The sequence below is a fragment of the Streptomyces sp. CWNU-52B genome (assembly GCF_047444975.1).
Classification (GTDB): Bacteria; Actinomycetota; Actinomycetes; order Streptomycetales; family Streptomycetaceae; genus Streptomyces.
In genome coordinates, this window is record NZ_JBLFJV010000033.1 from 1 (window position 1) to 15,246 (window position 15,246).

General features: G+C 72.1%; 10 protein-coding genes. 4 read left to right on the forward strand and 6 right to left on the reverse strand.

The window, feature by feature from the left end; genetic code table 11:
• Positions 1-362: 362 nt before the first annotated feature.
• Positions 363-1,847, reverse strand: coding sequence for an oxidoreductase (locus ACLVWQ_RS27880; protein ID WP_414111956.1), 1,485 nt, complete (start codon positions 1,845-1,847; stop codon positions 363-365).
• Between the two features lie 158 nt (positions 1,848-2,005).
• Here ACLVWQ_RS27880 and ACLVWQ_RS27885 point away from each other — a divergent pair, with 158 nt between their 5' ends.
• From ACLVWQ_RS27885 to ACLVWQ_RS27900, 4 genes are all read left to right on the forward strand, one after another.
• Positions 2,006-2,944: a GNAT family N-acetyltransferase gene (locus tag ACLVWQ_RS27885; protein WP_414111957.1), complete on the forward strand. Its 939-nt coding sequence runs from the start codon at positions 2,006-2,008 to the stop codon at positions 2,942-2,944.
• Between the two features lie 160 nt (positions 2,945-3,104).
• Complete coding sequence (locus tag ACLVWQ_RS27890; RefSeq protein WP_414111958.1) at positions 3,105-3,905, forward strand: sugar phosphate isomerase/epimerase family protein; 801 nt, start codon at positions 3,105-3,107, stop codon at positions 3,903-3,905.
• 480 nt (positions 3,906-4,385) lie between these two features.
• On the forward strand, positions 4,386-6,245 hold the full coding sequence (locus ACLVWQ_RS27895) for a glycoside hydrolase family 3 protein (RefSeq protein ID WP_414112014.1): 1,860 nt from the start codon (positions 4,386-4,388) through the stop codon (positions 6,243-6,245).
• A gap of 135 nt (positions 6,246-6,380) precedes the next feature.
• Complete coding sequence (locus ACLVWQ_RS27900) at positions 6,381-7,055, forward strand: hypothetical protein (protein WP_414111959.1); 675 nt, start codon at positions 6,381-6,383, stop codon at positions 7,053-7,055.
• 83 nt (positions 7,056-7,138) lie between these two features.
• On the opposite strand, the gene ACLVWQ_RS27905 is transcribed toward ACLVWQ_RS27900, so the two are convergent.
• The 5 genes from ACLVWQ_RS27905 to ACLVWQ_RS27925 all read right to left on the reverse strand — a co-directional run bounded on the left by ACLVWQ_RS27905 (position 7,139) and on the right by ACLVWQ_RS27925 (position 15,193).
• Positions 7,139-8,623, reverse strand: a complete 1,485-nt coding sequence (locus tag ACLVWQ_RS27905; RefSeq protein ID WP_414111960.1) for a S28 family serine protease — start codon at positions 8,621-8,623, stop codon at positions 7,139-7,141.
• Between the two features lie 128 nt (positions 8,624-8,751).
• Positions 8,752-9,141: a hypothetical protein gene (locus ACLVWQ_RS27910; protein ID WP_414111961.1), complete on the reverse strand. Its 390-nt coding sequence runs from the start codon at positions 9,139-9,141 to the stop codon at positions 8,752-8,754.
• 185 nt (positions 9,142-9,326) lie between these two features.
• Complete coding sequence (locus ACLVWQ_RS27915) at positions 9,327-13,046, reverse strand: ABC transporter ATP-binding protein (protein WP_414111962.1); 3,720 nt, start codon at positions 13,044-13,046, stop codon at positions 9,327-9,329.
• A 94-nt stretch (positions 13,047-13,140) separates the two neighbouring features.
• Positions 13,141-14,196 (reverse strand): esterase-like activity of phytase family protein, encoded by a 1,056-nt coding sequence (locus tag ACLVWQ_RS27920; protein ID WP_414111963.1) that lies wholly within the window; start codon positions 14,194-14,196, stop codon positions 13,141-13,143.
• Between the two features lie 133 nt (positions 14,197-14,329).
• Positions 14,330-15,193, reverse strand: a complete 864-nt coding sequence (locus ACLVWQ_RS27925; protein WP_414111964.1) for a calcium-binding protein — start codon at positions 15,191-15,193, stop codon at positions 14,330-14,332.
• Between the last annotated feature and the right edge of the window lie 53 nt (positions 15,194-15,246).

Sequence of the window (15,246 nt, forward strand, 5' to 3'; positions counted from 1 at the left end):
GGGGGCGTGTCGGGACATGCGTCCGCAGCCGGAAACGCGTCGGCCCGACCACGTTCGCAAGGGTGGGTGGGAGTCGTCGTACGCTGCGGCCACACATCCCGCCACACCCCCTACACCGAACAACCGGCCCGAGCCCCCACCAGTCAGGGGCGCGAGGAACGGCGCGCTCAACCACAACGCACCCGCACCCACCATCGAACCTCACCCCCCACCCACCCAGGGGCGCGGGGAACTGCGCGACCAGCCACAGTGGGCCCGCACCCAACAGCGGCGCCGAACCCCCACCTACCCAGGGGCGCGGGGAACTGCGCACCCAACCCCCACCGAGCCGCACCCAAAAACCTGCCCAAGCCCCGCAGGGGTCAGCTCTTGTTCAAGGAGCGGGTTATGCCCGCCACCACCGCCGTCGTCAGCAACCACCCCGCCGCGATCAAGCCGTACGACAGCCACATCACCCCCGCGTCCTCCCAGTGCCACGCCTCCCGCTGGCCGAAGCCGCCGATCGGGATCAGCAGGTCCAGCGTGTACGCCGGCGCGCTGAAGCGAGGGCCCTCGCCCTCCTGGTCCGGCGTGGGGGTGTGCGTCGCGAAGACCGTCGTCCCGATCAGTGACAGCAGGATCAGCCAACCCCCCGCCCGCCAGGGCCGATACCCGTAACCGACCACCGCGTCGAACACCCGCCCCCAGATCCGCGCGACCGGCCGCAACGTACTCCGCCGATGGCGCTGCTTCTCCAGCAGCACCAGCCGGGCGTCGTCGTCATGCCCCACCAGCCGGTACCAGCCGGCCAGTTGCTCGTACGGCTGCGGGCTGTAACCGGGCGAGCGGCGTATCCACGCCACCCGCCGGGCCGCCGACGGCGCCTCGTGCAGGTCGTTCGCGTGCAGGGAGCCGTACGTCAGCCCGTCCAGCCGCAGGCTCGCCGTCCGGCTCACCTCGTTGTCGCGCAGGACCTCCACCCGGACGCTGCGCAGGTCGAAGCCCCCGGGCGGCGCCACCGCCGGCGTGAAGTCGAGCTCCGTCACCTGCGCACGGGCAAGGTCGAGCGAGGCCCCCGGTTCGCCGAGCGCCGCGCCCCGCAGCGACAGCCGGCTGGTGACGTGCGCCGAGCGCAGCCGGACCGCGCCGGTCGTGCTGAACCCGTCGGTCAGCTCCAGGGTCGACACCGTCGCCGAGTCGGCGAGCAGCGCCTCCCCCCGCGGGTTCGTCAGCCGCGCCCCGGCCAGGAACAGGCCGCCGGACAACTGCGCGCCCAGCAGCCGCAGCCCTCCCCTGGTCGTCAGACCGCGGCAGAAGACCGCGCCTTCGATGACCAGCCCGCCCGCGAACAGCGCCCACTCGCCGTCGGTGGACAAGGTGGCCCCGTTCAGGGCCAGTTCGCCGGAGATGTGGGTGTTGATGAGCGAGACCCAGGAACCCTCCACGGTGGTTCCCTGCAGATCTAGCCGGCCCTCGATCCGGGCCATCGTCGCGTCGACGCCCGGTATCCAGCACCCGGCCATCCGGAACGACCGCGTGGCGCACCCGCGCAGCCCCACCGGCTCCTCGAAGCGGCAGACGTCGAGCCGGACCGTGTGGGCGAGGTCCGCGCCCGCGAGGTCGAGGGCGCCGGTCACCCGCGCTCCCGTGAGGCGCAGCGACGCGACGGCCCCCGGCGGGGCGGGGTTCACCCCCAGCAGCAGGGCGGCCAGCACCTCCGCGCGGACGGTGCGCTCGGGCCCCCACTCCTGCCCCCGGCGGACGTCCTGCTCCTCGGGGTCGTCGCCGCGCAGGTCCACGAGCCGCCCCTCGGGGAAGGCGTCCCAGACGGCACGTTCCGGACGCGTCAGTTCGTCGTACTGCAGCACCCCGGAAGGCTATCCGTGCCGCCGTTCCGGCAACCGGCGGAACCCGTGTCCGGCAAGACCCGTGCCAGACGCCGGCCGCAGCGGCATAATCCCTGACTGAGTCAGTCATCCACGAGAGCCGAACCGTCGTCCACCCCGCGAGGCAGGTGCCAGGAGTCATGTCCGTTCAGGAGATCCGTGCCTTCAACCGCTTCTACACGAACCTCATCGGCGCGCTCGACTACAGCCGCCACCTCCACGCGCCGTACACGCTCACCGAGTCCCGCCTGCTGTACGAGCTCGCCCACTCCCCCCGTACCGACACCGCCGACCTCCGCGTCGAACTCTCCCTGGACTCCGGGTACTTGAGCAGGCTGCTGGCCAAGTTCGAGAAGGACGGCCTGATCGAGCGGGCGCCGTCCGAGAAGGACACCCGGCGCCGCACGGTCACCCTCACCGTCCGCGGCCGGGAGACCGCCGGCCTGCTGGACGAGCGCTCGCGGGACTCGGTCGGCTCGCTCCTGTCGACCGTGCCGCCCGAGGACCGGCCCCGGCTCGTCGGGGCGATGCGCGACATCCGCGCGATCCTCTCCGACTCGCGGCGCCGCCCGCCGCGCCGCGAGGACGTCCTGCTGCGCGAGCCCGGACCGGGCGACCTGGGCTGGATCGTGCAGCGCAACGCGGCGCTCTACACCGCCGAGTACGGCTGGAACACGGACTACGAGGGCCTGGTCGCCCGGATCGTCGCCGACTTCGCCGAGGACCACGACCCGCATCTGGAGCGGGTGTGGATCGCGGAGCTGGACGGGCGTCCGGTGGGCTGCGTGATGTGCGTACGGGACGAGGCTCCCGGCGCCGCCCGGCTGCGCCTGCTGCTCGTCGAGCCGGACGCGCGCAGCCTCGGCGTCGGCGGCCGGCTGGTGAGCGCCTGCGTCGCGTTCGCCAGGGAGGTCGGCTACCGGGAGCTGGTCCTGTGGACGAACGACGTCCTCACCGCGGCCCGCCACATCTACCAGCGGCAGGGGTTCGTCCTCCTCGACGAGAAACCGCACCGTTCCTTCGGCGCCGATCTCGTCGGGCAGGACTGGCGTCTGGACCTGCACGGCTCACCGGAGTGAGCGCGGGTGGGAGCGCGAGTGGGAGCAGAGGTGAGAGAACGCGATCGGCGGGTAGGGTCCGCTTCAGCTTCCATGGCCCGTAGGCCCGTAGGTCCGTAGGCCCACAAGATCGCAAGACACCGACCGTCCGACCGGAAATCGACAGCGAAGGTGCGACTCCGTGAAACTGGCCTTCTCCACCCTCGGTGTACCCGGACTCCCGATCAGTGACGTGCTGCGGCTCGCCACCACCCACGGCTACCACGGCGTCGAGCTGCGCGCGCATCCCGAGGAACCGGTGAACACCGGGCTCGGCCTCACCGCACGCGCCGACGTCGCCGCCGAGTTCAAGACGGCGGGCGTCGAGATCCTGGCAGTGGCCGGGTACACCCGGGTGGCCGCGCCGGGCGACGACGAGCCGGTCATCGCCGACCTGCGCGAACTCCTCGACCTGGCCCGGGACCTGGGCGCACCCTTTGTCCGGGTCTTCCCCGGCGCCGGTGACGACCAGAGCCCCGAGGAGGGCGACGCGACGGCCGCCCGGCGGCTGGGCACGGCCGCCGAGTACGCGGCCGACCTCGGCGTACGGATCCTGCTGGAGACCCACGACTCGCACCGGACCGGCGCCGACGCGATCCGCGTCCTCGGCCTCGTCGGCCACCGCCAGGTCGGCTCCCTCTGGGACGTCATGCACACCTGGCGCGGCGGGGAGCAGCCCTCGGCCAGCTACGCGGCGCTCGCCCCGTTCCTCGGCTACGTCCAGGTCAAGGACATCGCCTCGGCGGACGACACCACTCCGCTGCCGCTCGGCGCGGGCGTCCTGCCCCTCACCGACTGCGTCGACCTGCTCTCCCGCGAGAGCTGGGACGGCTGGCTGTGCTGGGAGTACGAGAAGCGCTGGTACGAGTCGGCCGCGCCGCTGGAGGGGCTGCTGGGCGAGGGCCACGACTATCTGTCCCGGCTGCTCAACGACGCGGCGTAGGGGACGCGCGGGACGCCGGGTGCACGCGAGCTCGTCGGATACGCGCGGGCCCGTCGTGGCTCGGCGCGCAGTTCCCCGCGCCCCTGACGGGGCGCCCCCTGCGCGGCGTCGGCCGCGGAGAAATACCCGCTGCCCGACCCGAGGACATGCACCTCGGGTCCCGGTACGCGCTTCCGTTCAACCTCGTACCGATTTCCGGGAATCGCCGGAATCCGGGGAACCCATCCCAGCCAACCCCCGTCCAATTCGCATGCTGTCGGACGAGTCTCCGCAGTGCGGTGTCGGCCTCGCTGCTGGCTGCGATCGCTGACCACCCTCTCCGCCGCCTGCGGCCGGCAGCACGCCGTCACCGACGCGCCCCCTCCAACAGCGCCGGTGACGGCCCCTCGCCCCGCGGCCCCGCACCCACGACGTCGTCCGTCCGGGCTCTTGACTGGCAGAAATTTCCCGGATATCCGTGACTCCTTGGCAGTTTCCTTCATGCTCGCCCCTCCACGGGCCCCCGGGCCCCCTCCGGAAGGAGCGCACGTGCACACCTCCAGACGTACGCTGCTCGCGGCGACCGCGGGCGCGGCGGCCGTCGTCGCCGGCGCCGCCCCCGCACTGGCCGACCAGGGCTCCCCCGCACCGCACGGCGACAAGAAGCTCCGCGCCCTCATCTCCCGGATGACCCTTGAGGAGAAGGTCGGGCAGCTCTTCGTGATGCGGGTGTACGGGCACTCCGCGACCGCGCCCGACCAGGCCGACATCGACGCCAACCTCGCGGAGATCGGCGTACGGACGGCCGCCGAGCTGATCGCGAAGTACCACGTCGGCGGGATCATCTACTTCACCTGGGCGCACAACACCCGTGACCCGCACCAGATCGCCGACCTGAGCAACGGCATCCAGCGGGCCTCCCTGGACCGGCCCCGCGGTCTGCCCGTGCTCATCTCCACCGACCAGGAGCACGGCATCGTCGCCCGCGTGGGCGCACCCGCGACGCTCCTCCCGGGCGCGATGGCCCTGGGCGCGGGCGGTTCGCGCACCGACGCCCGCACCGCCGCCCGGATCGGCGGCACCGAGCTGCGCGCCCTGGGCATCCGGCAGGACTACGCGCCGGTCGCCGACGTGAACGTGAACCCGGCCAACCCGGTCATCGGCGTACGGTCCTTCGGCTCCGACCCGCAGGCCGTGGCGGGCCTGGTCGCCGCCCAGGTGAAGGGCTACCAGGGCGCCGGGGTCGCGGCCACCGCCAAGCACTTCCCGGGGCACGGCGACACCGAGACCGACAGCCACTACGGGTTCCCGGTCATCGAGCACACCGAGGCGCAGTGGGAGGAGCTGGACGCGCCCCCGTTCCGGGCCGCCGTCGCCGCCGGCATCGACTCGATCATGACCGCGCACATCATGGTCCCGGCGCTCGACCCGGCCGGCGACCCGGCCACCCTCTCGCACCCGATCCTCACCGGCATCCTGCGCGAACGGCTCGGCTACGACGGGGTCGTGGTGACGGACTCGCTCGGCATGGAGGGCGTCCGCACGAAGTACGGCGACGACCGGGTGCCCGTACTCGCCCTGAAGGCCGGTGTCGACCAGCTCCTCAACCCGCCGAACCTGGACGTCGCCTGGAACGCGGTCCTCCAGGCCGTCCGCGGCGGCGAGCTGACCCAGGCCCGCCTCGACGAGTCGATCCTGCGCGTCCTGCGCCTGAAGGCGAAGCTGGGGCTGCTGAAGGACCCGTACGTCACCCGGCGGGACGTGGACCGTGACGTCGGGATCCCCGCTCATCTGAAGGCCGCCGACCGCGTCGCCGAGCGCACGACGACCCTGCTGGTCGACTCCGAACGCCTGCTGCCCCTCTCCCGTCGTACGCACCGCAAGGTGCTCGTCGTCGGCGCCGATCCGGCCTCGCCGTCCGGCACCACGGGACCGCCCACGACCGTCCTGGCGGACGCGCTGGGCGAGCTGGGGTTCACCGCGACCGCGCTGTCCACGGGCACGGCGCCCTCCGCCGCGGTCATCGCGCGGGCCGTCGCGGCGGCGGGCGAGGCGGACGCGGTGCTCGTGGGGACGTACAACGTCACCGCGTCCTCCAGCCAGCGCGCCCTCGTCGGCCAACTGCTCGCGACGGGCCGCCCGGTGATCGCGCTGGCCCTGCGCAACCCGTACGACGTGGCCCAGCTCCCCGACGTGCGGACCTACTTGGCGGCGTACTCCTGGACGGACGTCGAACTGCGCGCCGCGGTACGGGTACTGGCCGGGCGGGCCCGCCCGAACGGCAGGCTGCCGGTACCGGTACAGCGCGCGGACGACCCGACGCGGGTGCTGTACCCCGTGGGGCACGGCCTGACCTACTAGTCACCGGTCATGGCGTCGGCGTACCCGGCCTACGGCACACACCCGGCGCACCGCCCCCGAGTTGCGCAAAGCACCCCGCATGTCTGGCGGGGCCCGCCGTGGCGGGTCACGCTGGGCGGGGGGATCGGGGGTGTCATGCGCGACGTACGAAGCGTGTGCGCACAGGTCACGAGTCCACGAGGCACGGGTGCGCCGCGGGCCCTGACGCTGGCGTCGGTGGCGGTGGTGACGGTGGTGGCGCTCGCGGGGTGCCTGGGGTCGTCGGGGTCCGACGAGGGCGGCGGCTCGCGGGAGACGACGGCGGCGCCGACCCGGGCCTCGGGGTACGGAGTGGTGTTTCTCGGCATCGACGAGTGCAGCTCGTTCGGGCGCGGGTCGTTCACCGAGGTGCCGTGCGGCAGTGAGCGGGCGGCGGCGCGGGTCGTGGCGCGGCACGACGGCAAGGTGGGCGAGGGCCCGCCCTGCCCCGCCACCACGGACTTCGTGCTGCACATCAGCGAGCAGCGGCCCTCCGCCGACGAGGACGGCGACGGCGCGGTCCCGCAGGGCTACGCCTGTATGCGCAACCTGGAGGCCCCGCACCCCGGCGACCCGGGCGGCGGCGGAGGCCCCCGCACCATCGTCGGCGACTGCGTCCACGGCGCGGGCAAGGGCGAGGTGCGCGAGACGCCCTGCGCGGGCAAGGGCGGCAAGGCCCCGGAGTACCGGGTGACCGAGGCCGTGGAGAAGCGCTCCGACTGCCCCGCGTCGACCCAGCTGTACGTCGAACTCGGCGGACCGAAACCCGTGGGCTGCGCCCGCCCGTTGTAGCCCGGGGGCTCGACGGACGGGCGCGGCTCAGCAGGTTTGAGCAGGTTTGAGCAGGTTCCGTAGGCGCGGTGCGGCCGGGTTCGTTACGGACGGAGCCGGCGCTCGACCGTGCGCTTGTCCAGCTTCGCGTCGTACTTCGCCAGCGGCTTCGCCTTCTGCGGGTCCGCCTGGACCGCGGCCGGGGCGACGCCCGCCCACTGCAGGATGCGCGCCGTGGCGAGCGCCTTCTGCTCGGGGACGAGGCCCGCGACATTGGCACCGTGGTTCAGGCCCGGGGCCGTGAAGACGTACGAGTCACGGGCGCCCTTGCCCAGGTGGAACGGCTCGGCGCCCCACGGGTCGTTCTGCCCGTACACGAACAGCATGTGGTTCGCGTTGCGCTTGACCCAGCTGTCGACGTCACGCATCACGCCCTGCTGGAACTTCATCGAGATGTCGCGCGGCACGAAGTTGCGCGGCGGCTGGTAGCCGTAGCGGACGTACTTCTTCTCGATGTGCGGGAAGGCGATCGTCGGCGCGCCGAGCTGTGTGCCCGCCTGGTAGTAGTACGGCGTGTACGGCTCCAGGCCCTGGTCCGTGTAGGCCGAGAAGCCGGAGATCGTGTCGATCGACGTCCAGATCTCGTCGTCCGTCGCGTTCTTCGCGTCCGCCGGGATCGTGTCGCAGTCCGCGAGGAGGCTGTACTGCCAGAAGCCCCACACGTAGTCGAGGACGACCGCCTCGTACGCCCGGTCCAGGCTGCCGATGGTGGTGAAGGTGTATCCCTCGGCGGCGGCCAGCTCCTTGTACTTCGCCTCCAGCGGCGCACGGCGGACGAGCGCCTCGCGCTGGACCGCGTTCAGCCGGGTGCGGCACTCCTCGGTGCCGACCTGCGCGAAGAACCGGTCGTACGCCGAGTCCTCCTTGTTCACCACGTCGTTGGGGGCGACGTACGCGACGACGCCGTCCATGTCACGCGGGTAGAAGCGCTCGAAGTACGTGGCGGTCATGCCGCCCTTCGAACCGCCGGTGGAGACCCACTTCTTGTCGTAGACCGGCTTGAGGGCCGTGAAGATGCGGTGCTGGTCGCTGGCCGCCTGCCAGATGTCGAGCTTCGACCAGTCCGCCGGCTGCGGCCGGGACGGAGTGAAGTAGCGGTACTCCATCGAGATCTGGTTGCCGTCCACGATCTGGGTCGGCTCGCGGCGGCTCGGCGTCGTGGAGACGTTGTAGCCGCCGGTGTAGAAGACCGTCGGGCGGGCGGTGTCCTTGTGCAGCACGGTGATGCGCTGCTGGAAGGTGCCCTTGGACGGGTGCCGGTGGTCGACCGGCTGGGTGTAGTTGAGGACGAAGAAGCGGTAGCCGGTGTAGGGCTTCTCCTCGATCAGGCTCATGCCCGGGATCGCGAGGAGCCGGTCCTTGATGTCCGCGGTCTCGTCCGTGACAAGACCGGAACCGGCGCTGAGGCCGGTGATGGAGCCGGTCGTGGAGCCGGTGGCGTCCGGCTGGGCGGCGGTGGCCGCCCCGGCCGTGCTCACAGTGCCTATGAGCACCGTGAGAGACAACAGCCATCTGAGCGTTTTGCGCATGCGTTCTCCCCTGAATACGCAGATGTCCGCCGGAACCTAGCGGAGCAACAGCCGTCACACCAGGGCAGGCCGGGGGGCGCGAGGGGCATTTCGGTCAGGAAGGTACGAAGATCACATGACTGGGCCGCTCAGCAGAGGATCCAGCCCGTCGCGACCGACCCCGAGCCGACGGCGCCCTGGATCCGTACGCAGCGGTGGCCCGCGTGCACCCGTACCGGACCCGCGTACCTCGTGAACCGGCCCGCGTTCGGCACGCGTTCGCTCCCGCGGGCCTGGACGCTCACCATCATGTGGCGGCGGGCGCCCACCTTCTTGGGGTAGGTCACCGCGCACACGTAGCCGCGCGCCTTGTGGACGTCCACGTGACCGGTGGAGAAGGCCAGCGTGCGCACCTTCCGCCCGGAGCACAGCGCCGCCGCCGACGCGTCACCCGCCGGGACCCCGAGCGCCAGCAGCCCGGACGCGGTCAGCACGGCCGTGCCGAGCGCCAGGCGTCGGCGTATCGCGCCCTTGTCCACTGGTGTCCCTCCAAGGCCGCAGCGATGGGCGTACCGAGTACGTACCGACGCACGCACCGATGCCGATGGAAGGACCGATGCCGATGTACGTACTGCTGAACGGACGCATGACGTACGGCATGAGGTTGCCCTACCCACCGGTTGCGGCTTTTCTGCGGGTTCGGGACGCCGGCCGGCGCCGGCGGTCAGGTGGCCGTGCCGACCGGGTCCGGCTCCCCCACGAACGTCCGCCACAGCCGCGCGTACCGGCCGCCCCGCGCGAGCAGTTCGGCGTGCGTGCCGTCCTCCGCGACCCGCCCGTCGGCCATCACCACGACCCGGTCGGCCCGCGCTGCCGTGGTCAGCCGGTGGGCCACGACCAACGTCGTGCGGCGGCCCGCGATGCGGTCGGTGGCCTGGTTGACCTGGGCCTCGGTGGCCAGGTCGAGCGCGGCCGTGGCCTCGTCGAGCAGCAGGATGTCCGGGTCGACCAGTTCGGCGCGGGCCAGCGCGATCAGCTGGCGCTGGCCTGCGGAGAGGTTGCGGCCGCGCTCGGCGACCTCGTGGAGGTAGCCGCCGTCCAGCGTGGCGATCATGTCGTGCGCGCCGACCGCGCGGGCCGCCGCCTCCACCTCGGCGTCCGTGGCGTGCGGCCTGCCGTACGCGATGGCGTCCCGGACGGTGCCCTGGAAGAGGTACGCCTCCTGCGGGACGACACCGAGCCGGTGCCGGTAGGAGGTCAGGTCGAGCGAGCGCAGGTCGGTGCCGTCGACCGTGACCCGGCCGCCGGTGGGGTCGTAGAACCGGGCCACCAGTTTGACCAGCGTGGACTTGCCCGCGCCGGTCTCACCGACGAACGCGACGGTCTGCCCGGCGGGGATGCTCAGCCGCACCCCGCTGAGCGCCTCCTCCGCCTCGTCGGCGGGCCCGTACGCGAAGTCCACGTCCTCGAAGGCGATCTCGCCCCGCAGGGACAGCACCTCCAGCGGCTCCTCGGCGGCCTTCGTCGACGTCGGTTCCCGCAGCAGCTCCTGGATCCGGCCGAGGGAGACGGTCGCCTGCTGGTAGCCGTCGAAGACCTGCGAGAGCTGCTGCACCGGGGCGAAGAACAGGTCGATGTAGAGGAGGTACGCCACCAGCGCGCCCGTGGTGAGGGTGCCCGCGTCGACCCGCCCGGCGCCCACGACGAGCACCGAGACGGCGGCCACCGAGGACAGCAGCTGTACGAACGGGAAGTAGACCGAGATCAGCCACTGCCCGCGGATCCGCGCCTGGCGGTAGCTGTCGCTGCCCTCCGCGAAGCGCCTGCCGCCGGCCCCCTCGCGGCGGAACGCCTGGAGGATCCGCAGCCCGGACACCGACTCCTGGAGGTCCGCGTTCACCACGGACACCCGCTCACGGGCCAGTTCGTACGCCTTCACGCTGGACCGGCGGAAGAAGAACGTGCCGACGATCAGCGGCGGCAGCGTCAGGAAGACGATCAGGGCGAGCTGCACGTCGATCACCAGCAGGGCGGCCATGATGCCGAAGAAGGTGACGACGGAGACGAAGGCGGTGACCAGGCCGGTCTGCAGGAAGCTGGACAGCGCGTCCACGTCCGTCGTCATCCGGGTCATGATCCGGCCGGTCAGCTCGCGCTCGTAGTAGTCGAGTCCGAGCCGCTGGAGCTGCGCGAAGATCTTCAACCGGAGCGAGTACAGGACCCGTTCGCCGGTGCGTCCCGTCATCCGGGTCTCGCCGATCTGCGCCGCCCACTGGACGAACACGCTGACCAGGGCGATCCCCGAGGCCGCCCACACCCCGCCGAGCGCCAGCTGCGAGACGCCCTCGTCGATGCCGTGCCGGATCAGCACGGGCAGCAGCAGGCCCATGCCCGCGTCGACGGCGACCAGGCCGAGGCTGATCAGGAGCGGCAGCCCGAAGCCCCGCAGCAGCCGCCGCAGCCCGTACGAGTCCTCCGCCGCGACCGCGCGTGCCTCGTCGATGGCGGGGGTGTCGGTGGCGGGCGGCAACGCGTCGACCTGGGCGAGGAGTTCGGGGGTCGCGGGCGTGCCGGACAGCGCGGTGTCCTTGGGCTCACGGTCACCGGTCCACAGGTGCGGGGTGACACCCCGCTCGGCGTCGAACTCGGCGTCCAGCTCGTCCCGTACGGACGTGTCCTCCGTCGGATACACCGGCTGGGTGCGGCCGGGTGAGGCCCCGCCCAGCTCGTCCGGGTCGGTCAGCAGCCGGCGGTAGAGCGGCGAGCGCTCGGTCAGTTCCTCGTGGGTGCCGATGTCGGCGAGCCGGCCGCCGTCCAGGACGGCGATGCGGTCGGCGAGGTTCAGGGTGGAGCGCCGGTGGGCGATGAGGAGGGTCGTGCGGCCCGCCATGACACCGCGCAGGGCCTCGTGGATCTCGTGCTCGACCCCGGCGTCGACCGCCGAGGTGGCGTCGTCGAGGACCAGCAGGCGCGGGTCGGTGAGGATGGCGCGGGCGAGCGCGACGCGCTGGCGCTGGCCGCCGGAGAGGGTGAGTCCGTGCTCGCCGACCTTCGTGCCGTAGCCGTCGGGCAGGGCGTCGATGAAGCGGTCCGCCTGGGCGGCGCGGGCCGCCGTCTCGATCTCCTCCTGGGTGGCCTCGGGACGCCCGTACGCGATGTTGGCGGCGACGGTGTCCGAGAAGAGGAAGGAGTCCTCCGGGACGAGCCCGATGGCGGCCCGGAGCGAGTCGAGGGTCAGCTCACGGACGTCGAGGCCGCCGATGAGGACCGCGCCCCCGGTCACGTCGTAGAAGCGGGGCAGGAGCAGGGAGACCGTGGACTTGCCCGAGCCGGACGAGCCGACGACCGCGAGGGTCTCACCGGAGCGGATTTCGAAGCTGAGTCCGTCCAGGACCGGGCGGGCGTCGTCGTAGGCGAAGGACACCTGGTCGAACTCGACGGTCGCGGGCACGTCGGCGGGGAGGGTCTTCGTGCCGTCCTCCATCGACGGGCGGGTGTCGATCAGCTCCAGGACGCGCTCGGCGCCGGCCCGTGCCTGCTGGCCGACCGTGAGGACCATGGCGAGCATCCGCACGGGCCCGACGAGCTGGGCGAGGTAGGAGGAGAAGGCCACGAACGTACCGAGGGTGACCTGGCCCTTCACCGCGAGCCAGCCGCCGAGCGCCAGCATGGCGACCTGGCCGAGGGCCGGGACCGCCTGGAGGGCGGGGGTGTACTTGGAGTTGAGGCGGATGGTGCGCATCCGGCCCGCGAAGAGCCGGCGGCCGATCTCACGGAGCTTCCCGGTCTCCTGGTCCTCCTGCCCGAAGCCCTTCACCACCCGTACGCCGCTGACCGAGCCGTCGACGACCCCGGCCACCGCGGCGGCCTGCGCCTGCGCGTACCAGGTCGCCGGGTGGAGCCTGGAGCGGCTGCGCCTGGCGATGAACCAGATGGCGGGGGCGACGGCCAGGGCGACCAGGGTGAGCGGGGGCGACAGCCAGGCCATGATCCCCAGCGAGATCAGGAAGAGCAGGACGTTCCCGACCGTCATCGGGAGCATGAAGAGCAGGCCCTGGATGAGCTGGAGGTCGCTGGTGGCGCGGCCGACGACCTGCCCGGTCGACAGCTCGTCCTGGCGTCGGCCGTCGAGCCGCACGATCGTCTCGTACATGTCCGTACGCAGGTCGTGCTGGACGTCGAGCGCGAGCCGGCCGCCGTAATAGCGGCGGATGTAGGTGAGGACGTAGACGAGGATCCCGGCGCCGATGAGCGCGCCGGCCCAGGGGGCCATGTCACGGCTGTGGTCGCCGACGACGTCGTCGATGATCACCTTGGTGATCAGCGGGACGAGGGCCATGACGGCCATACCGGCGAGCGAGGCCCCCAGCGCGAGCACGACGTCCTTCGGGTACCGCCAGGCGTACCCGGCCAGCCGTCGTGCCCATCCCCGCTGCGTCGTCACTCCTGGTGCCTTCCCTCTTCGGTCCTGCGATCAGTCCTGATCGCCCGGAAGGCACCAACACCGCTGGAAGCGGATTTCATCCCTCCGCAACATTTCAGAGGCGTACGCGCAGGGAGTAGAAGCGGGTCGTCTGGGCCTCGTTCTCGTTGTCGTCGCTGACCAGGAGAACCCGCAGTGCGCCGCGGGTGCGGCCGGTGACGGTCATGCCCTCGACGTTGTCGAGGAGCGGATTGGGCTGCGGCTGCTTGGCCGTCGCCCCGAGGGACGGGCAGTCCGCCAGGTCGGCGAGGAGGGTCTTACGGACGAGGCGTACGCCGTCATGGCCGGTCAGCGTCTCGATGCCGCGGGTGTCCGTGGCGTGGCGCAGGTCGGCCAGGTAGAGGCGAATGGTGTTGCCGACCCCCGCCGTGAAGCCGCGTTCCAGGACGAGGAGGCGGCCGTCCGGGGTGGCGGTGGTCTCGGCGACACCGAGGCCGGTGTCGGCGCGGTAGCCGTACTGGGCGGCGAGCCGGAAGTCCCGGCCACTGTGCTGATGCTGCTGGTGATGGCGCTGCCAGGTCTGGAGACGTACGACGCCGGGGGTGTCGCCGGACAGGGAGCCCTCCATGCCGGCCAGCAGGGTGTCGCCGCCGGGGAGGAGGGTCAGCGCCTCGAAGGTCTGATTCGCGGTGGCGCGGCCCGCCGGGGCGACGCGCAGGGCGTCCGGCACGGGGAGGCGGTCCAGGAGGGCGCCGTCGCGGCCGTAGCGGCGTACCGACGGCTCGGTCTCGGACGACACCAGCCGCGTACCGTCGCGGTCGACGACGAGCCCCTCGGAGTCCAGCGCGGCGCCGCTCTCGTCGGCCAGCGGTGTGACGGAGCGCGGGCGCAGCGTCCGCGGGTCGAGGGTGAAGAGGGAGGACCGGTCGGACAGCGCGGCGACGGCTCCGTCCTTGTCCACGGCCAGCGCGGAGAAGTTGCCGACGAAGGCGCCCTCGTACGTCGTCTTGTCGAGGGCGTCGGAGAACCCCTCGATGGAGACGGCGGAGGAACAGGCTCGGTCGGCCGGGGCGCTCCGGGCGTGGGCGGTCCCGGTGGCGGTGACGCAGGTGGCTGCCACCAGGCCGGCGGTGAGGGAGGCGAGGGTGGCGAGTACGAGTCTCGGACGCATGACGTCACGGTAGGGGGAGGCGGGTTGAGGGGGTGTGGAAAGGGAGGGGACTGCCTGTGAATTCCGGTCGGACGGTGGCGGGGCCTGCGGTCGGCGGCCTGCACGCACGGGTGCCGGCCGCCGGCCCTGTCGGTCAGTCCTGGTGGACCTCGTTGACACCGGCGCCGCCGGAGAGGGTGTCGTTGCCCGCGCCGCCGTACAGCACGTCGTCGCCGCTGTTGCCGTAGACGGTGTCGTCGCCCTCCAGGCCGTAGAGGGTGTCGTCGCCCTTGCCGCCGTAGAGGTAGTCGTCGCCGGTCGTCCCGCGCACGATGTCGTCGCCGTCGTCGCCGTAGAGGGTGGTGAAGTTCCGCTCGTCGTCGCTGACCGCGGTGAGGGTGTCGTTGCCCGCGCCGCCGTTGCAGCTGTAGTCGCAGCCGGCGAGGATCGTGTCGTTGCCGTCACCGCCGTTGGCACCGCGGATCCAGGCGCCGTCGACACCCTCGATGCGGTCGTCGCCCGCGTCGCCGTTCAACTGGTTCGCGTGCGAGCCCTTGAGGACGTCGTCGCCGTCGCCGCCCCGGACGGTGCCCTGCGCGCTGCCGGCGCCGACGGTCGCGGTGTCGTCGCCGTCACCGAGGTCGACGTCGTACTGGTTCAGGTCGTCGGAGCCGAGCGGGACGGGTTCCGTGCACTCGACGACGGTGTGGTCGCTCGTCGAGGGGTACGCGCACCTGTCGTGGTCGATGGTGATGTCGACCTGGTCGCGGAAGGTGATGAGGTAGTCGTCCGCGTCGCCGTCGGGGTCGCTGTCGATGTACTCACTGGCGACCGAGAGGGTGTTCGTCTGGCCGGGAGCGGCTTTGTACCAGACCGAGCCGTCCTCGTAGGAGACGGTCGCGGTGGCCGCCGTCGTGGCCGCGTGGGCGGCGGGCGCCATCAGTACGGCGCCGCCCAGGGTGAGCGCGAGGCTGGTGGTGGCGAGGCCGGTGGTGGCGAGGAGACGCAAAGAGCGCATGCTGAAGTGACCCTTCGTGAACGTGGATTCGACACCGATCAAGGCCGCGGCGA

What these genes read in the sequence shown, in the direction of transcription:
- ACLVWQ_RS27885 (WP_414111957.1), top strand. Translation starts at nt 2,006, where the DNA reads ATGTCCGTTCAGGAGATCCGTGCCTTCAACCGCTTCTACACGAACCTC.
- ACLVWQ_RS27895 (WP_414112014.1), top strand. Translation starts at nt 4,386, where the DNA reads ATGCTCGCCCCTCCACGGGCCCCCGGGCCCCCTCCGGAAGGAGCGCAC.
- ACLVWQ_RS27900 (WP_414111959.1), top strand. Translation starts at nt 6,381, where the DNA reads ATGCGCGACGTACGAAGCGTGTGCGCACAGGTCACGAGTCCACGAGGC.
- ACLVWQ_RS27905 (WP_414111960.1), bottom strand. Translation starts at nt 8,623, where the DNA reads ATGCGCAAAACGCTCAGATGGCTGTTGTCTCTCACGGTGCTCATAGGC.
- ACLVWQ_RS27920 (WP_414111963.1), bottom strand. Translation starts at nt 14,196, where the DNA reads ATGCGTCCGAGACTCGTACTCGCCACCCTCGCCTCCCTCACCGCCGGC.
- ACLVWQ_RS27925 (WP_414111964.1), bottom strand. Translation starts at nt 15,193, where the DNA reads ATGCGCTCTTTGCGTCTCCTCGCCACCACCGGCCTCGCCACCACCAGC.